Source organism: Croceicoccus sp. (assembly GCF_983967925.1).
In genome coordinates, this window is the sequence record NZ_CFETID010000009.1 from 37,249 (window position 1) to 56,129 (window position 18,881).

At 66.0% G+C, this 18,881-nt stretch carries 19 protein-coding genes and 1 tRNA gene; 10 read left to right on the top strand and 10 right to left on the bottom strand.

Going from position 1 to position 18,881, the window contains the following annotated elements; all coding sequences use genetic code 11:
• Positions 1 to 61: 61 nt before the first annotated feature.
• Together AC4FIJ_RS07065 and AC4FIJ_RS07070 are read right to left on the bottom strand one after the other, a co-directional pair.
• Entirely contained in the window at positions 62 to 808 is a 747-nt protein-coding gene (locus tag AC4FIJ_RS07065) for a 16S rRNA (uracil(1498)-N(3))-methyltransferase (RefSeq protein WP_490336070.1), read from the bottom strand.
• A 5-nt stretch (positions 809 to 813) separates the two neighbouring features.
• The gene (locus AC4FIJ_RS07070; RefSeq protein WP_490336008.1) at positions 814 to 1,596 is read right to left on the bottom strand and encodes a class I SAM-dependent methyltransferase; all 783 of its coding nucleotides are present in this window, start codon (positions 1,594 to 1,596) and stop codon (positions 814 to 816) included.
• A 55-nt stretch (positions 1,597 to 1,651) separates the two neighbouring features.
• Between AC4FIJ_RS07070 and ubiA the strand changes: the two genes are divergently transcribed.
• From ubiA to AC4FIJ_RS07120, 10 genes are all read left to right on the top strand, one after another.
• A complete protein-coding gene (ubiA, locus tag AC4FIJ_RS07075) occupies positions 1,652 to 2,587 on the top strand; it encodes a 4-hydroxybenzoate octaprenyltransferase (protein ID WP_490336009.1) in 936 nt (311 codons plus the stop codon).
• A 220-nt stretch (positions 2,588 to 2,807) separates the two neighbouring features.
• Complete coding sequence (gene ftsZ, locus AC4FIJ_RS07080; protein WP_490336010.1) at positions 2,808 to 4,367, top strand: cell division protein FtsZ; 1,560 nt, start codon at positions 2,808 to 2,810, stop codon at positions 4,365 to 4,367.
• 43 nt (positions 4,368 to 4,410) lie between these two features.
• Complete coding sequence (locus AC4FIJ_RS07085) at positions 4,411 to 5,235, top strand: tetratricopeptide repeat protein (RefSeq protein WP_490336011.1); 825 nt, start codon at positions 4,411 to 4,413, stop codon at positions 5,233 to 5,235.
• 190 nt (positions 5,236 to 5,425) lie between these two features.
• The gene (locus AC4FIJ_RS07090; RefSeq protein WP_490336071.1) at positions 5,426 to 5,929 is read left to right on the top strand and encodes a type III secretion system chaperone family protein; all 504 of its coding nucleotides are present in this window, start codon (positions 5,426 to 5,428) and stop codon (positions 5,927 to 5,929) included.
• A gap of 157 nt (positions 5,930 to 6,086) precedes the next feature.
• The gene (locus AC4FIJ_RS07095; RefSeq protein WP_490336012.1) at positions 6,087 to 6,839 is read left to right on the top strand and encodes a Bax inhibitor-1/YccA family protein; all 753 of its coding nucleotides are present in this window, start codon (positions 6,087 to 6,089) and stop codon (positions 6,837 to 6,839) included.
• 327 nt (positions 6,840 to 7,166) lie between these two features.
• A complete protein-coding gene (locus tag AC4FIJ_RS07100) occupies positions 7,167 to 7,844 on the top strand; it encodes a hypothetical protein (protein ID WP_490336013.1) in 678 nt (225 codons plus the stop codon).
• Between the two features lie 108 nt (positions 7,845 to 7,952).
• A tRNA-Ala gene (locus AC4FIJ_RS07105) sits at positions 7,953 to 8,028 on the top strand.
• A gap of 183 nt (positions 8,029 to 8,211) precedes the next feature.
• Positions 8,212 to 9,294, top strand: coding sequence for a GTPase ObgE (gene obgE / locus AC4FIJ_RS07110; protein ID WP_490336014.1), 1,083 nt, complete (start codon positions 8,212 to 8,214; stop codon positions 9,292 to 9,294).
• Positions 9,295 to 9,365: 71 nt separating this feature from the next.
• On the top strand, positions 9,366 to 10,529 hold the full coding sequence (proB, locus tag AC4FIJ_RS07115; protein ID WP_490336015.1) for a glutamate 5-kinase: 1,164 nt from the start codon (positions 9,366 to 9,368) through the stop codon (positions 10,527 to 10,529).
• Positions 10,530 to 10,553: 24 nt separating this feature from the next.
• A complete protein-coding gene (locus tag AC4FIJ_RS07120) occupies positions 10,554 to 11,471 on the top strand; it encodes an NAD-dependent epimerase/dehydratase family protein (protein ID WP_490336016.1) in 918 nt (305 codons plus the stop codon).
• A 1-nt stretch (position 11,472) separates the two neighbouring features.
• Here AC4FIJ_RS07120 and AC4FIJ_RS07125 read toward each other — a convergent pair whose 3' ends face one another.
• From AC4FIJ_RS07125 to sseA, 8 genes are all read right to left on the bottom strand, one after another.
• On the bottom strand, positions 11,473 to 12,267 hold the full coding sequence (locus tag AC4FIJ_RS07125) for a phosphoadenylyl-sulfate reductase (protein ID WP_490336017.1): 795 nt from the start codon (positions 12,265 to 12,267) through the stop codon (positions 11,473 to 11,475).
• Positions 12,260 to 12,727, bottom strand: a complete 468-nt coding sequence (locus AC4FIJ_RS07130; RefSeq protein ID WP_490336018.1) for a DUF934 domain-containing protein — start codon at positions 12,725 to 12,727, stop codon at positions 12,260 to 12,262. The genes AC4FIJ_RS07125 and AC4FIJ_RS07130 overlap by 8 nt, the downstream gene beginning before the upstream one ends.
• Positions 12,720 to 14,354, bottom strand: a complete 1,635-nt coding sequence (locus AC4FIJ_RS07135) for a nitrite/sulfite reductase (protein ID WP_490336019.1) — start codon at positions 14,352 to 14,354, stop codon at positions 12,720 to 12,722. The genes AC4FIJ_RS07130 and AC4FIJ_RS07135 overlap by 8 nt, the downstream gene beginning before the upstream one ends.
• A gap of 1 nt (position 14,355) precedes the next feature.
• On the bottom strand, positions 14,356 to 14,652 hold the full coding sequence (locus AC4FIJ_RS07140; protein WP_490336020.1) for a DUF2849 domain-containing protein: 297 nt from the start codon (positions 14,650 to 14,652) through the stop codon (positions 14,356 to 14,358).
• Positions 14,649 to 15,446, bottom strand: a complete 798-nt coding sequence (gene cobA, locus AC4FIJ_RS07145) for a uroporphyrinogen-III C-methyltransferase (protein WP_490336021.1) — start codon at positions 15,444 to 15,446, stop codon at positions 14,649 to 14,651. The genes AC4FIJ_RS07140 and cobA overlap by 4 nt, the downstream gene beginning before the upstream one ends.
• A 100-nt stretch (positions 15,447 to 15,546) precedes the next feature.
• Positions 15,547 to 16,701 (bottom strand): mechanosensitive ion channel family protein, encoded by a 1,155-nt coding sequence (locus AC4FIJ_RS07150; protein WP_490336022.1) that lies wholly within the window; start codon positions 16,699 to 16,701, stop codon positions 15,547 to 15,549.
• On the bottom strand, positions 16,698 to 17,963 hold the full coding sequence (gene metC / locus AC4FIJ_RS07155) for a cystathionine beta-lyase (protein WP_490336023.1): 1,266 nt from the start codon (positions 17,961 to 17,963) through the stop codon (positions 16,698 to 16,700). The genes AC4FIJ_RS07150 and metC overlap by 4 nt, the downstream gene beginning before the upstream one ends.
• Complete coding sequence (sseA, locus tag AC4FIJ_RS07160; protein ID WP_490336024.1) at positions 17,956 to 18,816, bottom strand: 3-mercaptopyruvate sulfurtransferase; 861 nt, start codon at positions 18,814 to 18,816, stop codon at positions 17,956 to 17,958. The genes metC and sseA overlap by 8 nt, the downstream gene beginning before the upstream one ends.
• Between the last annotated feature and the right edge of the window lie 65 nt (positions 18,817 to 18,881).

The following is an 18,881-nucleotide window of genomic DNA, read 5'->3' on the forward strand; positions in this document are numbered from 1 at the left end:
GGCGCGGGGCGTTAGGCGGGTTCGCGCCAATGGGAAAGCGTGATTTTTTCTTGCGCCGCGCTCATCGCCAGTCGCCCGCGATCCCCATCCACAGCGCCATCGCCGCAATCGCCGCCGTTTCGCCGCGCAGGATCCGCGGGCCGAGCGCAATCGGGCGGGCGCTGGGATGCGCGCGGATCGCCTCGCGCTCGGCATCGTCAAAGCCGCCTTCGGGCCCGATCAGCAGCGCAGCCGGGGGCGGCGTCGCCGAAAAGGCCGCCGCGGCGGGCGGTGCGTCGCGCGACTCGTCGGCGAAGAACAGCGCGGTGTCGTCCCAGCCGTCCAGCATGGCGTTCAAAGTCACCGGTTCGGCGATGGCGGGCAGGGCGGTCCGCGCGCATTGCTCGGCCGCTTCGGTGACGATCTGGCGCGCGCGGTCCATGTTGAGCGCGTCGGCGACGCAGCGCCGCGTGATGACGGGCTGGATGCGTGCGACCCCCAGTTCGGTCGCCTTTTCCAGCACGAGATCGAAGCGCGGCTTTTTAAGAAGCGCGGCGCACAGGGTCAGCGGCGGCACGCTTTCACGCGGGCGAAGCTGTTCGACCAGCTCCACCGTCACATTACGCTTGTCCGCCTCGGTGACGCGCGCGGCCCATTCGCCGGTGCGGTCGTCGCACAATATCACGCCGTCGCCGGGCTTCACCCGCATGACGCGCGACAGATAATGCGCTTGCTGCCCGTCGATCTCGTGCAGCAGGCCCGCCGACAGAATAGCCCCGACGAACAGGCGCGGCGCACTTTTCGGAGGCCAAGCGGGGGTGGCAGCCATCGCGGTCAGGCCCGCAGGATCGCGCGCGTCGCGATATAGCAATCCATCAGCTGGCCTACCGCGTCGCGCTCCTCGAAATCATCCTCGAACATGTCGGTCAGCATGAAGCCCGCCGCAAGCTGTCCGCCGATCTGGTCGGTCAGCGTATGGCCAAAACAGATGACCGGATCGTCCGCCAGCAAGGCGGCGCGCTCGGCCTCGGGCAGGTCGAGGTCGCTGTAGGGAATGCGATTGCGCGCGACCGGTTCGCCGCGTTCGACGCTGGGTTCGTCGAACATGAATCGGACGGGATTGGTGAAACCTACCATCAGCACGCCGCCGGGGCGCAGCACGCGCGCGCATTCGCGCCAGACGGGCAGGATGTCGGGCGCGAAACTGTTCGAGCACGAATGGAAGATCATGTCGAAGCTGTCGCCCGCGAACACCGACAGATCGTGCATGAAACCCTGAACGGTGCGGATCGTCAGCCCTTCGCGTTCCGCCACCTCGCGGTCGCGGGCCAGCTGCTCGTCGCTCGCGTCGAAGCTGGTGACATTCGCGCCCGCGGCGGCAAAGACCGGGCACTGCTGCCCGCCGCCGGATGCCAGCCCCAGCAGATCGATCCCCGCGATATCGCCAAACCAGTCGCGGGGCACGGGGAATGAAGGCGTCAGTATGACGCTCCATTCGCCGCGCCTTGCCGCTGCAATCGTCGCGGCGTCCACCGGGATCGACCACCGGTCGCCGCCTGCCGACTTGCTGTTCCATCCCCGGCGGTTAAATTCGCCGACATCACCGATTTCGTCCATCGTCCTGCCATGCTCCCTTGCCGCGCGATGCATGCCCCCTTTAAAGCATGGCGCGATGAATGAAACCGTCCCCCATTCGGCCACGCCCGACAGCGAACATCGCGGGCTGGTCGCTCTGATGCCCGCGGCGTGGCGGCCCTATGCTCTGCTGGCGCGCTTCGACCGGCCGATCGGCTGGTGGCTGCTGTTCTGGCCCTGCGTCGCGGGGCTGTGGGCGGCGGGTGGCGCGGCGCGGTGGGACATGGCGCTGTGGCTGCTGCTGGGCGCGGTCGCGATGCGCGGAGCGGGCTGCGTCTATAACGACATCCTCGACCGCGATCTCGACCGGCAGGTGGCGCGCACCGCCAGCCGTCCGCTGGCCAGCGGGCAGGTATCGCTGAAAAAGGCATGGGCATGGCTGCTTGCGCTGTGCCTGATCGGGCTGGTCGTGCTGCTGCAATTGCGCTGGCAGGCGCAGCTTGTCGCCATCGCCAGCCTGCTGCCGGTCGCGCTCTATCCGCTGATGAAGCGGATCACATGGTGGCCGCAGGCATGGCTGGGGCTGGTGTTCAGCTGGGGCGCGCCCGTTGGCTTCATCCAAGCGTCCGGCTGGGTCGAGGCGGGAGGCGCTTCGCTGCCGACTCTGGCCGCGCTTTACGCCGGATGCATATTCTGGGTCATCGGATATGACACGATCTATGCCGTGCAGGACATGGAGGACGACGCGCTGGTCGGCGTACGGTCGAGCGCGCTGGCGCTGAAGGGGCGGATCGTGCCGGGTGTCGCGCTGCTCTATGCGCTGGCGCTGGCGGGCTGGGCAGGGGCGATCTGGCTGATCCGGCCCGACTGGGTGGCCTTGCTCGCGCTGCTTCCGGCCTCGTTTCACCTGGGCTGGCAGGTGGTCAGCCTCGACACGGCGGACGGGGCGAACGCGCTGGCCCGTTTTCGCTCGAACCGCCTTGCGGGCATGCTCATGGCGCTCGCATTCCTGACCGTCGGCACCGTGCGATAGAGGGGCGAGGGGGTATACCCCTTTCGGCTAGGATTATTCGCCGTTCCATTCTCGTCTAACAGCGATGTGGAAATCTGCCGAAAGCCTTTGCGGTGGCGATTCGATTTATGCCACTATCAGATACAAGTAATTGGGCTGTAACGGCACATCGCGGCAGGTCGGGAACAATGGGTCCGGCGATGGGTCGCAAGACGCCCACAGCGAGTTTGCGGAGACCTTAATGAGCATCAATATCGGTCCGCCTGCGGTCGAGGAACTGCGTCCGCGCATTACCGTCATCGGCGTGGGCGGCGCAGGCGGCAACGCCATCGCCAACATGATCCAGGCGCAGATCGAAGGTGTCGACTTCATCGTCGCCAACACCGACGCGCAGGCGCTGAACACCGCGGTGTGCGAAGACCGGATCCAGCTTGGCCCCGAAATCACGCAAGGTCTGGGCGCGGGTTCGCGTCCCGAGGTCGGCCGGGCGGCGGCAGAGGAAACGCTGCACGAGATCGACCGCATGCTCGACGGCGTGCACATGTGCTTCATCGCGGCCGGCATGGGCGGCGGCACCGGCACGGGCGCTGCGCCCGTGATCGCCAAGGCGGCGCGCGACAAGGGCGTGCTGACCGTGGGCGTGGTGACCAAGCCCTTCATGTTCGAAGGTTCGCGCCGGATGCGTTCGGCGGATGCGGGTATCGAGGAGCTGCAGAAGCACGTCGATACGCTGATCGTCATTCCCAACCAGAACCTGTTCCTGGTCGCGCGTCCCGACACCACCTTCAAGGAAGCGTTCCAGCTTGCCGACGAGGTGCTGCAGCAGGGCGTCCGCTCGATCACCGACCTGATGGTCATGCCGGGCCTCATCAACCTCGACTTTGCCGACGTGCGTTCGGTGATGGGCGAGATGGGCAAGGCGATGATGGGCACCGGCGAGGCGGACGGCGAGAACCGTGCGCTCGAGGCGGCGGAGAAGGCGATCGCCAACCCGCTGCTCGACGGCGTGTCGATGACCGGCGCCAAGGGGGTCATCATCTCGATCATCGGCGGCGAGGACATGCGCCTGATGGAAGTGGACGAGGCCGCGAACCATATCCGCGACCTTGTCGATCCCGACGCCAACATCATCTGGGGTTCGGCGTTCAATCCCGACCTCGAAGGCAAGATCCGCGTGTCGGTGGTCGCGACCGGCATCGATCAGGATGCCGAGCAGCCCGCCGCGCAGTCGCGTCCGTTCTCGCTGGGTTCGGGCCGTGCGCCGATGCGCCCTGGCGCTGCGCCCGCCACGCCTGCTGCAAGCAGCGCGCCCGCTCCCGCGGCGGAACCTGCGATGAAGCTGGCCGATCCCGCCGAGGATACCTCGCGGCTGAACGTCGGCGATCAGGGCGGCTTCGCCTCTGAGGTCAAGGGAGAGCCGCTGGATCTGGGCCTTGAAATGGCCGAGGACGATCAGGAAGAAGAGCTGCTGCTGGGCGACGGCTTCGAAGAGGAAACGCCGCAGGCAGAACCCGCCGCGCGCGCCGAGCCTGCCAATACCCGGCCTGCCAATACTCAACCCGCACGCGACACATCGCGCGATTCCGGCCCGATGGACGCGTCTGCACGGACCGAAGCGTCGCGCGGCTGGCGTCCGGCGTCCGGTCAGGCGGCGGTGTCGGTCGGCGGCAGCACGCTGTTCGAGCGCATGGCCAGCCTGTCGCGCAACCGCGACGAAGCGCCCGCGGACGACCGCGAGGACGATGATGCGTCGGATCTCAACATCCCGCGTTTCCTCGGTCGCAACAACAACCGGCGCTGATACCGGCCCGACAGGGTTGAGGCGCTTGATGAGGGCGGCGGGCTTGCTCGCCGCCCTTCTCGTATTGGTTGGGTTCGGCCCTTCCGGTGTCGCCACTGCGCACGCCCAGCCTCGCACGATCCGGGTCGAGGATGCTGCCTCGGACCAGCGCCTGCTCGACGATGCGACCCTGCGGATCGCGCGCGATGCCAATGATGTCGCAGCGATGCGCGAAGGGGCTGGCGCGGCGATGCGGCTGGGCGAGTACGATGTCGCGCTCGGCTTCCTCAACCGCGCCGAAACCGTCCGTCCGGGCGACCCGGCGCTGCGCGCTTTGCGGGGCTCGGTGATGGTTCGGCTCGGCATGCCCAGGCTGGCGCTGCCCCTGTTTGCCGAGGCGGAGCGACTGGGCGGGCGGCCTGCCGACTTCGCCGCCGATCGCGGTCTTGCCCACGACCTCTTGGGCGACCAGACCAGTGCGCAATATTACTATGCCATCGCCAATCGCGTGTCCGCCGATCCCGAAACCACCCGGCGTCACGCGTTCAGCCTGGCGGTGGCGGGCGACCGGGCAGGGGCCGAACGCATGCTGCAACCAATGCTGCAGGCCAACGACCCCGCGGCATGGCGGATCCGCGCCTTCGTTCTTGCCGTGTCGGGCCGCGCGGGAGAGGCGGTGGGGTTGCTCTATGCCGTGCTGCCGCGCCAGCTTGCCGACAATCTGGCGCCCTATATGCGATCGGTCGCAAGGCTGCGTCCCGAACAGCAGGTCGCCGCCGCACATCTTGGCATATTTCCTTCGGATTTCAGTGCGATGGCCGGAGCCGACCGACTGGTGCCCAGTGGCCGCGCCTTTGGCAGCGACGACCAGCCCGAAGAGGACGAGTGAGTAACCGATGCCATGTTGCAACGGTATGAAACCCTTGTGACATGTCCTTATCCACATGCGGTGAACAACAGTATCGCGTTATGCACCGAGGCGATAAGTTAACCCATTGTAAAGGCGGCCACGGCTGGTCCACCTGAGCGCAATGGCGGGTCACTGGGGGTCCGCGCGACGGAGAGAGAACCGCTGCATGATGAGTGAAAGCCAGACCGAGAACCGTCACGAAGATGCGGCACCGGTCGACATGCTGGTCTCACTGTTCGAAGCGCGGGGCTGGCCCTACGAAGTGACGGGCGAGGACGAGATCGGCGGCGAGATACAGGGCGCATGGGCCAAGTATCAGCTGCGCGCGATCTGGCGGCGCGAGGATCACGTCCTGCAATTGCTGTGCCTTCCCGAAGTGCGCGTTCCCGACGACAAGCGGGTCCAGATGTTCGAACTGATGAGCCTGGTGAACGAGCAGCTTTGGCTGGGCCATTTCGACCTGTGGTCATCCGGTTCCGTGCTGCTGTACCGGCACGGTCTGATGCTGGGCGACGATGGGCTTTTATCGCTCAGCCAGGCGCAGATGGCGGTGGAGCAGGCGGTCGAGGAGTGCGACCGGTTCTATCCGGCCTTCCAGTTCGTCCTGTGGGGCGACCGCGACGCGGCGGACGCGTTGGCGAACGCATTGGTGGACGCCGCCGGAGAAGCCTAGGCGCTGGCGGCATGCGCCCTATTCGGCTTTTCAGGCGCCGCATTTGTTACAGAAGATTGCTGGCCGGCGGTTTTCCTTGAAAACATGGCGAAGCAGGCCGATATTGCTCAGGAGCGCTTCCCGTTTTGGAGGAGCGACTGAGGAGAAGAACAAAGCTATGGCAAACTGGAACGACCCCCAGCCCACGCGTCAGCAGACGCGCGCCGGCTTTGGCGCGTCCACGGGCCTCGGCGCAAGCGTGCCGCGCACCGGATATGATGCCGGCCTGCGCAAATACATGCTCTCGATCTACAACTACATGGCATCGGCCGTGCTGCTGTCGGGCGTCGTCGCCCTGCTGATGGCAAGCTCGGGCATGACGGTCGCGATGGTCGGTTCGCCGCTGATGTGGCTGGTGATGCTGTCGCCGCTCGCCATCGTCTTCGCGATGAGCTTTGGCGCGAACCGTTTCTCTACCGGAACGCTGCAGATGCTGTTCTGGGGCTTCGCGATTCTGATGGGGATGAGCCTGTCGACGATCTTCCTCGTCTATACGGGCGGATCGATCGCGGCGACCTTCTTTGCGACCGCGGGTGCTTTCGCCGGCCTGTCGCTGTTCGGCTATACTACGAAGAAGGACCTGTCCGGCATGGGCAGCTTCCTGATCATGGGCGTGATCGGCCTGATCATCGCTTCGGTCATCAACATCTTCGTGCAGTCGACCGCGCTGATGTGGGCTGTCAGCTTCCTGGGCGTGCTGATCTTCGCGGGCCTGACGGCTTACGATACGCAGCGTCTGAAGATGCAGTACTACCAGCTCGCCGGAACCGAGTTCATGGGCAAGGCCGTGGTGCTGGGCGCATTGTCGCTCTACCTCGACTTCATCAACATGTTCCAGTTCCTGCTCGCCTTCATGGGCCAGCGCGAGTGATCATTTGCCGGGCGGGGGTTCCCTCGCCAGGCCGAAAAAATCCAACGCCCGGTCGGACTTATCGTCCGGCCGGGCGTTTTCCTTGTGGACGAACCGCCAGTTCCGGGTGCAGCATTTTTCCGGCGCGCGCATGTTGATGCTTCACCCGAGCGCAAGCTGCGCCGTGCTACAAGCCGAGGAACGCTCTTGCAGGCGTCGCCAGAAAAACAGGAAATAACCGTGTCGGTAAGCAAGCCCATCCTTCGCATCACGACCGTGGCCGCGGCCGCAACCCTTGCGTCGTGCGGTCCGCCGCCGCCACCCCCTCCGCCGCCTCCGCCGCCGCCCGTGCAAGAGGCATTTCGCGCGCGTCCGATCGCGCCCGGCTATGCGCAGGACAATCTGTCGATCCCGCAAAAGAACGAGCTTGGCATCCGGCAGACGGTCAATACCGGGCTGACGACCGAACAGGCGACCTGGAACCTGCGCTCCGCCTATAATGTCGCGGCGCTCAACTGCGACGGGCCAGAGGATGCGCAGATCGCCGAACGCTATGGCGATTTCCTCAAGGCGCATTCGCGCGAATTGTCGTCGACCAACCAGAAGGTCGATGCGCAGTTCAAGGACAAGTTCGGCGGCAGCACCTATAAGCGCGCCCGCGACCAGTACATGACGCAGGTCTATAATTACTTCTCTCTGCCGCCCGCATTGCCGCGCTTCTGCGCCGCTGCGCGCGAAACCAGCCTTGCGCTGGCCGAAGCGCCCAAGGGCAAGCTGGACGAGGTCGCGCAGGTCGAATTGCCCAAGCTCGAACTCGTGTTCCTCGGCTATTTCGACGAGTACGAGGCCTATCGCGCCGAGGCCGCCGCATGGGACGCCGAATATCTGGCCACCTATGGCGAACCTTATCGCCACCGCTGGATGGTGCCTGCGCCGGTCGATCCCAATGCGCCCGCGGATCTGCCCGATCCTGCCGCGATGCCGTCGGCATCGGCGTCGGATACCGGCGCCAATAACGAAGGCTGATGGACCGCGCCGGGCGCTGCGAATTTTTGACTTGGATAAGAGCGCGCCTTTCGCTAACAGGCGCGCTCTTGCACATCGGCTGCTGGCCGGTGTGACAGCGAATGGAACGGGGCCGTAGCTCAGTTGGGAGAGCGCGTCGTTCGCAATGACGAGGTCAGCGGTTCGATCCCGCTCGGCTCCACCATTCACCCACCCGCCTTTTCTGCACCGAACGGGCCGCCGGTCACGGCGCTGCCCGTCAGCGCCGAGTTGCAAGCCCGGCGCCAAATCGGATAGCGAGGCGTTACGCTGTTTTCAGGCCCGTTGCTGGCATCTGCCCCTGTGCGGGCATTGGCCCAGTCGCTGCCGCCACCGGATTGACCAAGCCATGCATTTTCTCGACCAGGCCAAGATCTATGTGCGCTCGGGCGCGGGCGGGCCGGGTGCGGTCAGCTTTCGCCGTGAGAAATACGTCGAATATGGCGGCCCCGACGGCGGCAATGGCGGCCGCGGCGGCGATATCGTGTTCGAGGCGGTGGCAGGCCTCAACACGCTGATCGATTTTCGCTACTCACAGCATTTCAAGGCGCCGCGCGGCGGCCACGGCATGGGCAAGGACCGCACCGGCGCCTCGGCCCAGCCGCTGGTGATCGAGGTGCCCGTCGGCACCCAGATCCTGTCCGAGGACAAGGAAGACGTGCTGGCCGATTTCACCGAGGTCGGGCAGCGCATCACCCTGCTGGAAGGCGGGCTGGGCGGGCGCGGCAATGCCAGTTACAAGACCAGCACCAATCGTGCGCCGCGCCAGCATCAGCCGGGCGAACCGTCGCAGGAAATGTGGGTGTGGTTGCGGCTCAAGCTGCTGGCCGATGTCGGGCTGGTGGGCCTGCCCAATGCGGGCAAGTCGACCTTCATCAACCAGGTGTCCAACACGCAGGCCAAGGTCGGCGATTATGCGTTCACCACGCTGGTCCCGAAACTGGGCGTCGTGCGGCACAAGGGTCGCGAATTCGTGCTGGCCGACATCCCCGGCCTGATCGAGGGTGCCGCCGAAGGGGCGGGCATCGGCGACCGCTTTCTGGGCCATATCGAACGCTGCCGCGTGCTGATTCACCTGATCGACATTTCGGGCAGCGGTCCGGGGCAGGACCCCGCCGAGGCGCTGCGCGTCATCGAGGAGGAACTGGAAGCCTATGGCGCCGGGCTCGAGGACAAGCCCCGCCTCGTCGCGCTCAACAAGCTGGACCTCGCCGATGCCGAGCTGGCCGAGGGCTTCGCTCAGGAACTGCTGGAGGCCGGCGCTGAAAAAGTGTTCGCCGTATCGGGCGCGACGGGACAGGGGGTCGGCGAATTGCTCGATGCCATCCTGGCCTATCTCCCCGCCGCCACCAGTACCGAGACAAAGGGTGTCGAGCGCGAGGAGGAACCCGACGCCGAAGACGGCGGCGAAGGCGGCTGGTCGCCGCTCTGACCGCCGATTGACGCTATCTGAGCGCAAAACAGGGGTTTCCATGCGGCGCATGAGTTCCTAACTGCTTCGTCATGCAGAAACCCGACGCCATGATCGCCCATCTTACCGACCTCCAATCGCCGGAGGCTTGCGGACGGCTTGTGGTCAAGGTCGGTTCGGCGCTGCTGGTCGGCAGTGATGGCAAGCCGCGCCGCAAATGGCTGACCGGTCTCGCCAGTGAAATTGCGCAGGCCAAGGATCGCGGGCAGGACGTGATAATCGTTTCCTCGGGCGCGATCGCGCTGGGATCGCGCATACTCGGGCTTGAGAAGGGCGGGCGCGGCAGCCTCGCCGATGCGCAGGCCAGCGCCGCGGTCGGCCAGATCGCCTTGTCCAGCCTGTGGGCCGAACTGCTTGGCAATCACGAACTGACCGCCGCGCAGGTGCTGATCACGCTAGAGGATCTGGAAGGCCGCCGCCGCTATCTCAACGCGTCGGCGACGCTGAACCGCTTGCTTGAAACCGGCGCGGTCCCCGTGGTGAACGAGAACGATACGGTCGCCACCCATGAAATCCGCTTTGGCGACAACGACCGTCTGGCCGCACGTGTCGCGCAGGCGGCCAAGGCGAATGCGGTGATCCTGCTGTCCGATATCGACGGGCTGTATGACAAGCATCCGTCAGAACCCGGCGCATCACGCATTCCGATGGTGTGGGGCGTCGACGACGAAGTGCGCGCCATGGCCACCGGCGATTCGGATTCGGGCATCGGATCGGGCGGGATGCGCACCAAGGTCAATGCGGTCGAAATCGCCGAACGCGCCGGTATCGCGCTGGTCATCGCCAATGGCAAATACGACCAGCCCATCGCCCGCGCGATCGGCCTGCACGGCGACGAGGGGATCGGCACGCTGTTCCTGGCCCGCCGGCACGACACGGCACGCAAGGCGTGGATCGGCGGACGCCTGCGGATGAAGGGCACGCTGGTCATCGACGAAGGCGCGGTCGCCGCGCTGCGTGATGGCAACAGCCTGCTCGCCAAGGGCATCAGCCGTGTCGAAGGACGGTTCGTTCGCGGCGATCCCGTGCGGATCGAGGGGCCGGACGGAGAATGGCTCGCCAAGGGCCTTGCCGAATATGACGCGCCCGAATGCGTGGCGCTGGTCGGGCTGCACACCGACGAGCAGGAAGAGGTGCTCGGCTATACGCCGCGCTCCGCCGTGGTGCACCGCGACCAGCTCGTGATGCTGCGCTGACGGCGGACCGGTGATGCCGCTGCCATGAAACTCGGCCTGACCGGCGCGACCGGCTTCGTCGGGTCCACGCTGATGGATCTGGCGCTGGAACGCGGCCACCGGGTCAAGGCGCTGACACGCCGCGATCAGCCTGCCCGCGAAGGGGTGGAGTGGGTGCGCGGCGATCTGGCCGATGATGCGGCGATGGAGCGGCTGGCGCAGGGCTGCGACGCGGTAGTTCACGTCGCAGGCGTGGTGAATGCCGCCGACCGCGCCGGTTTCGAGGCGGGCAATATCACCGGAACGCGCGCCATGGTTGGCGCGGCGCGTAAGACGCAGGTTCCCCGCTTTGTCCACGTATCTTCACTGGCGGCCCGCGAACCGGGACTGTCGGATTATGGCTGGTCCAAGGCCATGGCCGAGGCCGAGGCCACCAAGGCGCAAGGCTGCGTGATGGTGCGCCCGCCCGCGATCTACGGCCCCCGCGATACCGAGATGTTCGAATTGTTCCGCGCGGCGAAATGGGGCGTGCTGCCGCTTCCGCCGCGGGGGAGGGCATCGATGATCCATGTCGCCGACCTGGCGCGCCTGCTGCTGGCGCTGGCCGAGGGTGGCGCCGAGGATGGCGCGATATTCGAAGCCGACGACGGCCACCAAAGCGCACGCGGCGCGCGCGGCTGGAGCCATGCGGAACTGGCCCGGATGATCGGCAGTGCCACCGGGCGCAGTGTTCTGCCGCTGCATGTGCCTGCCGCCGTGCTGCGCCTTGCCGCAAAGGCCGACCGCGCGTTTCGCGGGTCGGGCGCAAAGCTTACGCCCGATCGCGCAAGCTATATGTGCCATCCCGACTGGACGGCGCGCCCCGAAATGGCCCCGCCCGCGGCCCTGTGGCAGCCCCGCATCGCCGCGCCCGAAGGCCTGCGCCAGACGGCCGAATGGTACCGCGCGGAGGGCTGGCTCTAGTTCAGAAGACCGGTTCGTACTCGGGCGGGAAGTCGCCGCCGTCGCTTGCGCCCGGTACCGAATGGATGCCGCATTCGGTCTTGTCCCAGCCGCGCCAGCGGCCCGAACGCGGGTCCTCGCCCTCGGCTACCTTGCTGGTGCAGGGCATGCAGCCGATCGACGGATAGCCCTGTTCGACCAGCGCATGGCGCGGCAGATCGTGCTCGTCCAGATAGGCCTGCAGATCGTCCAGCGACCAGCCGATCAGCGGATTGACCTTCAACCGGCCAGCCGTATCGCTCTCGTCGATCTCGAAGATCGGCAGGTCGGCGCGCGTGGCCGACTGGAACGCCTTGCGCCCGGTAACCGACGCGTCGAATTCGGCCAGCGCTTTCGCCAGCGGAAGCACCTTGCGAATCTCGCAGCAGCCGTCGGGATCATAGGACCAGCGCAGCCCGCTTTCGTCCTTGGCGGTCAAATCCGCGGGATCGGGGCGCAGGTTCACCACGCCGGTCAGCCCCAGCGTGCCGATCAGCGTATCGCGATATTCCAGCGTTTCGGGGAAGTGCTTGCCCGTTTCTAGGAACAGCACCGGCGCTCCGGGATCGACGCGCGAGGCGAGATGCAGCAGCACCGCGCTCTCCGCGCCAAAGCTGGAGACGAGCGCGACCCGGCCCGCCACGCCGTCGATCAGCACGGCGCGCAGCACATCCTCTGCGCTGGCATTGGCAAAGCGGGCATTCAGGGCAGCGGCGTCCGCATGGGTGAAACGAGGCCCGGTGTCGATGCGGTCAATGGCGCGTGCAGCTTCAGCCATCGGCGCCGGCATTGTCGTTCAGCCCGTGCCGCAGGCCCCAGATCGGAACGCGGGCATCGGTCGTCTTCTGATAGACATGGTCCCAGCGCGCGAAAGCCGCCTCGACGTCAGCCTCGTTCATCGGCTTGTCGGGTTGGAACGCGTCGAACCCGCAGCGGCGCATATAGGCCAGCTGGTCGACAGCGACATCGCCCACGGCGCGGATTTCGCCGGTATAGCCCGCCTCGCGCAGGATCTGCGCCGCCGAATAGCCGCGGCCATCGGTGAAGCTGGGAAAGTTGATCTCGACCCGCGTCACATGCCCCAGATGGGGCAGCAGTTCGCGCGTGTCGTCGCCCGGCTCGATGCGGACCGCGCCGGCGTTGGACTGCTCGGCGAAGGAATCGACGGTCACGGCGGGCGCATCGCTGGATGCGTCGTCGCGCAGGCGGACGAGGCCGGTAAAACTTGCGTCAGTCATAAAGAGCCTCCTTGAAAGGAGCCATGCCGATCCGGCGATAGGTATCGAGGAACCGCTCGCCATCGCTGCGCTGAGCGAGATAGACGTCGGTCACGGTCTCGACCGCCGCAACGATGCCGTCCTCGTCGAAACCGGGGCCGGTGATCTTGGCCAGCGACGTATCTTCCGCTTCCGAACCGCCCAGCAGCAACTGGTAGTTCTCGGTCCCTTTGCGGTCGACGCCCAGAATGCCGATATGGCCCGCATGGTGATGCCCGCAGGCATTGATGCAGCCCGAGATCTTCAGCTTCAGCTGGCCCAGCTCGTTGCCCTTGCCGCTGGCGGCGAAACGCTCGGAAATCTTCTGCGCGACCGGGATCGAACGCGCATTGGCAAGGCTGCAATAGTCGAGGCCCGGGCAGGCGATGATGTCGTCGATCTGGTCGAGGTTGGGCGTAGACAGCCCCGCCGCGTCCAGCCGTGCGAACAGCGCGGGCAGATCGGCGATCTTCACATGCGGCAGAACGATGTTCTGCGTGTGCATCACGCGGCATTCGTCTAAGCTGAACTCGCTGGCGAGATCGGCCATCAAGTGCATCTGTTCCACCGACGCATCGCCGGGGATGCCGCCCACGGGCTTCAGCGAGATCACCGCGCTGACATAGCCGTCGGCCTTGTGCTTATGCGTGTTGCGGTCGACCCACAGTGCGAAATCCGGATCGCTGCGATCGAGGTCGGTCGAAATACCGCTCTCGAACGGCGGATCCGCGAAATAGGTCTTGATGCGCTCAAGCTCGGCGAAGGGCGGTTCGACGCCCTGTTCCAGCATGTGCGCGTATTCTTCCTCGACCTGGCGGGTATATTCCTCCGCGCCCAGCTCGTGGACCAGGATCTTGATCCGCGCCTTGTATTTGTTGTCGCGCCGACCATAGCGGTTGTAAACGCGCAGGCATGCCTCGGCATAGGTGATCAGCCGATCGAGCGGCACGAAGTCGTTGATGCAGGGCGCGATCATCGGCGTACGCCCCATGCCGCCGCCGACGTAGAACGCGGCGCCCAATTCGCCCGCGTCATTCCGCACGATCTGGATGCCGATATCGTGCAAGCGCATCGCCGCACGGTCGGTGTCGCTGGCGATCACGCAGATCTTGAACTTGCGCGGCAGATAGCTGAACTCCGGATGGAAGCTCGACCACTGGCGCATGAGCTCGGCATAGGGGCGCGGATCGATCAGCTCGTCCGCCGCGGCGCCCGCGAAATGGTCGGAGCTGATGTTGCGGATGCAATTGCCGCTGGTCTGGATGGCATGCATCTCGACCTTGGCAAGATCGGCCAGGATCTCGGGCGCGTCTTCCAGCTTGATCCAGTTGTACTGGATGTTCTGTCGTGTGGTGAAATGGCCATAGCCGCGGTCGTATTTCTCGGCGATGTCGGCCAGAGCATGCATCTGCGCGCCCGACAGCGTGCCATAGGGCACCGCGACGCGCAGCATATAGGCGTGCAGCTGCAGATAGAGGCCGTTCATCAGCCGCAGCGGCCGGAACTTCTCTTCGGGCAGCTCGCCCGACAGGCGGCGGCGGGTCTGGTCGCGGAATTCCTCGACGCGGGTGTCGACTTGTCGCTGGTCGTATTGGTCGTACTTGTACATATCAGATCACCCAGTTGCCGGCGGTGGGGTCGGCGGGTTTCAGAGTCAGGTCGGGCCGCACGGTGGGGCCCAGCGCGCGAATGCGCTCCTTGATGTGCGAGGGGCGAATGCCCTGATCGTCGGTTTCGGCATCGACCGCATAGGGCACGTTGACGCGGCGTTCGGCTTCCTCGCGCGCGGCGATCTCGTCAGCCCGGTCGCCCACGTCGACCGCGTCGTTCACGTGGAGCGACCAGTCGGTGCCGGTCCACCAGATGACCTCTCCGGTCTTGAGGTCATTGCCTGTCAGGATCTTCATTGTTGTGCTTCCATCGCAATATGCGCCAGCGCCGCGTCGGGCTCGCGCGTGACTTCGCCGATCACGATCAGCGCGGGGCTGCGCACGCCGTTGTCGGCCACGATATCGGGCAGGCCCGCCAATACCCCGCGCAGCACGCGCATGCCGGGAAGCGAGGCACGCTCCACCACGGCGACGGCGGCGTCGGGGGCAAGCCCGTCTTCCATCAGCTTTTCCGAAATCTGGGCCGCGGTGGCGACCCCCATATAGATCACCAGCGTGCGACCCACGCCCGCAAGGCCCGACCAGTCCTGCTCTGACAACCCCTTGCACTGGCCCGCGACAAAGCTGACGATGCTGGCATGGTCGCGGTGGGTCAGCGGAATCTCGGCCAGCGAGGCGGCGGCCTGCGCGGCGGAGATGCCGGGGACGATCTGCACCGGAACGCCCGCAGCGCGGCAGGCCTCGGCCTCTTCGCCACCGCGCCCGAAGATCAGCGGATCGCCGCCCTTCAGCCGCACGACATCGTTGCCGGCCAGCGCCTCGCGCACCAGCAGGGCGCAGATGTCTTCCTGCTTCATCGTGTGCCGCGCGCGGGATTTCGCAACGGAAATCAACCGCGCATCGCTGGGTGCCATCGCCAGAATGTCCGCACCAACCAACCCGTCATGAACCACGACGGATGCGTCGGCGATCAACCGGGCGGCACGCAGCGTCAGCAAATCGGGATCGCCCGGCCCCGCGCCCACAAGGCTTACCGTGCCGATGCGGGCCGTCCCGATATGGGCGGCGGAAGAAGCGATGGGATTGACCATGGCGTCCAGATGGTCCCTGCAACGGGCAAGTGCCAGCCAGAATGCCTAAAAGGGGGGGTAGGTCAGCTTTAGCCGAAGTTTTGGCCTTGTTGTCAGAGGTTTACGACGGATTTTCTCCCGATCTGTCCAGCCGCTGCCCGATCGCTGCGACAAGCTGGTCGAACTGGTCGTTGCGCCGCAAGTTGATGTCGCGCTGCGGGAAGGGGATTTCGATCTCGCTTTCCTGAAACAGGTCCCACAGCTTCTTGAGCACTTCCGACCGGATATTGCCCAGCCCGTTTTCCGGATCGCGGATCCAGCAATGGATCGTGAAATCCACCGAACTGTCGCCATAGCCCGAAAGCCACACCGTCGGCGCGGGCGATTTCAGCACCCGGTCCGACGCCGCCGCCGCTTCCAGCATCAGTCTCTCCGCCAGCTTGATGTCGCAGTTGTAGGATACGCCGACATTCACCTGCATGCGCACGTCGCGGCTGGAATAGGACCAGTTCTCGACTTGGTTGATCATCAGGTTTTCGTTCGGGATCAGATATTCCTTTTCGTCGCGGGTGACGATGGACACGGCGCGAATGCCGATGCGGCGGATCTGGCCGAATGTCTCGTTCCCGGCGGTATCGGACACCGCGATGACGTCGCCGGGTTTGATCGAGCGGTCCATCAATAGGATGATTCCCGCGATCAGGTTGCCGAAGGTTTTCTGCAGGCCGAAACCGATGGCAAGGCCGAACGCGCCCGAAAACACCGCCAGCGCCGTCAGGTCGATGCCGAGTATGTCGATTCCGATCAAGATGACGATGGCCCAGACGACCAGCGTGATCACCTTGTCGGCCAGCAGGTTCTGCGTGGCGGACAGGTTGGTGAACTTGTCCAGCGCCTTTTGCGCCATCCTGACGCCCAGCCGGCCGATCACGAAAATGCCGATAAGGACCATCACCACCAGCAGCGCTGTCCAGACCGAGAAGCGCGTGTCGCCGATGGTCACGCCCCAGCTGTCGAGCTTGTCGATCACGCCGCCCAGCGTCATCGAATGCTCCTGCAACGCTTCCTTGATCTGGTCCGCGCCTTCGATCGGCCCCTCCGCAAGGGGGCGCGTGGTTTCGGGCAGGGCCGCGGCATCGGTGGCGGGGCCGGCCGCTGGCGCGCTGGCGTCCGCCGCCTCGGCCGCGGTCTCGGTCGCCGCGGCCAGATCGGCAGAAGCGCTTTCGGGGCCGCCCGTCCCTGCGGCCGACAATATCGCGCTCCATCCGATCGTCATTCACCAGCCTCCATTGCCGCAAATCCCTGCTCAAGATCGGCGATCAAATCCGCCGGATCTTCGAGCCCGATGGACAGGCGTATCGCAAAACGGTCGCCTTCGTCCAATGGCGGCCCGTCGCCGCCTTCGCGCGCGGCAGGCGGCCAGCTCGTCACCGAACGACACGTGGCCGGGTCTACCGGCAGGGCAAGGCTTTCGAACCCGCCCCAGCTATAGCCGATGCCGAACAGTCGCAGCGCATCGACCAGCCGCGCCCGCGCCGCCGCGTCGCGGCCTTTGAGGACAAAGGCGAACAGGCCGCAGCCCCCCGTGAAGTCGCGCTTCCAAAGGGCATGGCCCGGCGCGCCTTCCAGCATGGGGCACAGCACGGCGGCGACTTCGGCGCGTTCGCTCAGCCAGCGGGCGACCGCCAGCGCGCTCTCGGTTTCTCGCCGCAGCCGAAGATCGAGCGTGCGCAGCCCGCGCAGCGCCAGCGCCGCATCGTCGGGCGACACCACCTGTCCCAATTGCTGCGCGGTGCGGCGAAGCCTGCGATAGAGCCTTTCGGTCGCGGATACCGCGCCCATCATCAGGTCGGAGTGCCCGCCGACATGCTTGGTCAGCGCGGTGATCACCCCGTCGCAGCCATGCGACAATCCGGAAAAGCCGGTGGGTCCCGCCCATGTGTTGTCGATCAGCACCCAGGCCCCCGCATCCTTCGCGATGGCGGCAAGGGCAGGCACGTCGCAGACCTCGAACGTCAGGCTGCCCGGTGCCTCCAGCAGCACCGCGCCGATCCTGCCGCCTGTTGCGCACAGGCTGCGAAAGCCTTCGATGTCCAGCGGATCGAAGAATTCGGGCTGCACCCCGAATGTCTTCATCAGGCCGGTGCCGATGCTGCGCGACGGATCATAGGCATTGTCGCTGATCAGCAAGCGGTCGCCCGGCTTGAGCACGGCGAGATAGCTGCCCGTGATCGCCGCCACGCCCGATGGGTAGAGCATGGTGCCGAACGCGCCTTCCTCAAGACCCGTCAGCGCATCGGCCAAAGCCCATTGCGTCGGCGCGCCGCGGCGGCCGTAGAAGAAACGGCCATCCTCGTTCGAACCGGCTGCCGCTTCCTTAAGTGCGGCGCAACTTTCGTAAAGATGTGTGCTGGCCCGCCAGATCGGCGGATTGACGACTCCGCCGGGCAGGTCGGGCACTTTGGTCCATTGCCTGCGCCGTCCAGCCTCGACAAGGCGGGTGCCGATGCGATGCTTCGCTGCGTCCCGATCAGCCAAGCCGAGGCGCTCCGGCCGGGCCCTGTTCCTTGGGTGTATCGGGATCGCTGCCCCATTCGGACCAGCTGCCGTCGTAGAGCGCCACGTCCCGCTTGCCGAGCCGCGCCAGCGCGAGGCTGAGGACGGCGGCGGTGACGCCCGATCCGCAGCTGGTGATGACCGGGCGTTCCAGATCGACACCGGCGGCCACGAATTCCGCCTCGATTTCCGATGGGGCCTTCATCGTGCCGCCCGCCCCGTACAGCATGCCGATGGGCAGGTTGCGCGCGCCGGGGATGTGGCCCGACGCCATGCCGGGACGCGGCTCCGGCTCGTCGGCGGTAAAACGTCCCGCCCCGCGCGCATCGACGACTTGCGCGCTGCCTTTCAGCGAATCGAGCACCGCCTGCTTGTCGCGGAGCAGCGATGGATCGGGGTTCGCGGTGAAATCGCCCGGTGCGGCGGGGTCATCCTCGCGCGTTTCGGGCCGCCCCTCGGCCTTCCATTTCGCCAGCCCGCCGTCGAGGACGGAGACATTCTTCGCGCCGAACAATGTGAACAGGAACCAGGCCCGCGCCGCGCTTTTCAGCGGGCTGTCGTCGTAGAGCACGACATGGCTGGCGTCCGACACGCCCAGTTCGCGCACCCTGTCCTGAAATTGCTGCGCGGTCGGAACCGTGTTGTCGAACTCGGCCGCCGGATCGCTGAGCGCCGCAAGGTCGAGGAAACGCGCCCCCGCGATGTGCCCCGCCGCGAATTCGGCCTTCGCGTCGCGGCCGGTGGGAGCGAGGTGATAGCTGGCGTCCAGCACCACCAGATCGGGCGATCCTAGCTTGGCTGCAAGCCAGTCGGTCGAAACGAGCAAATGTGTCATGCCGCATTGCTAGCCGATGGCAGGCCGTCCCGCCAAGAGCGCTCTCGTGAGTGCGAACTTGAGTG

What these genes read in the sequence shown, in the direction of transcription:
- AC4FIJ_RS07070 (WP_490336008.1), bottom strand. Translation starts at nt 1,596, where the DNA reads ATGGACGAAATCGGTGATGTCGGCGAATTTAACCGCCGGGGATGGAAC.
- ubiA (WP_490336009.1), top strand. Translation starts at nt 1,652, where the DNA reads ATGAATGAAACCGTCCCCCATTCGGCCACGCCCGACAGCGAACATCGC.
- sseA (WP_490336024.1), bottom strand. Translation starts at nt 18,816, where the DNA reads ATGACACATTTGCTCGTTTCGACCGACTGGCTTGCAGCCAAGCTAGGA.
- ftsZ (WP_490336010.1), top strand. Translation starts at nt 2,808, where the DNA reads ATGAGCATCAATATCGGTCCGCCTGCGGTCGAGGAACTGCGTCCGCGC.
- AC4FIJ_RS07135 (WP_490336019.1), bottom strand. Translation starts at nt 14,354, where the DNA reads ATGTACAAGTACGACCAATACGACCAGCGACAAGTCGACACCCGCGTC.
- AC4FIJ_RS07130 (WP_490336018.1), bottom strand. Translation starts at nt 12,727, where the DNA reads ATGACTGACGCAAGTTTTACCGGCCTCGTCCGCCTGCGCGACGACGCA.
- AC4FIJ_RS07095 (WP_490336012.1), top strand. Translation starts at nt 6,087, where the DNA reads ATGGCAAACTGGAACGACCCCCAGCCCACGCGTCAGCAGACGCGCGCC.
- AC4FIJ_RS07120 (WP_490336016.1), top strand. Translation starts at nt 10,554, where the DNA reads ATGAAACTCGGCCTGACCGGCGCGACCGGCTTCGTCGGGTCCACGCTG.
- AC4FIJ_RS07150 (WP_490336022.1), bottom strand. Translation starts at nt 16,701, where the DNA reads ATGACGATCGGATGGAGCGCGATATTGTCGGCCGCAGGGACGGGCGGC.
- proB (WP_490336015.1), top strand. Translation starts at nt 9,366, where the DNA reads ATGCAGAAACCCGACGCCATGATCGCCCATCTTACCGACCTCCAATCG.
- AC4FIJ_RS07125 (WP_490336017.1), bottom strand. Translation starts at nt 12,267, where the DNA reads ATGGCTGAAGCTGCACGCGCCATTGACCGCATCGACACCGGGCCTCGT.
- AC4FIJ_RS07090 (WP_490336071.1), top strand. Translation starts at nt 5,426, where the DNA reads ATGAGTGAAAGCCAGACCGAGAACCGTCACGAAGATGCGGCACCGGTC.
- AC4FIJ_RS07140 (WP_490336020.1), bottom strand. Translation starts at nt 14,652, where the DNA reads ATGAAGATCCTGACAGGCAATGACCTCAAGACCGGAGAGGTCATCTGG.
- cobA (WP_490336021.1), bottom strand. Translation starts at nt 15,446, where the DNA reads ATGGTCAATCCCATCGCTTCTTCCGCCGCCCATATCGGGACGGCCCGC.
- AC4FIJ_RS07065 (WP_490336070.1), bottom strand. Translation starts at nt 808, where the DNA reads ATGGCTGCCACCCCCGCTTGGCCTCCGAAAAGTGCGCCGCGCCTGTTC.
- obgE (WP_490336014.1), top strand. Translation starts at nt 8,212, where the DNA reads ATGCATTTTCTCGACCAGGCCAAGATCTATGTGCGCTCGGGCGCGGGC.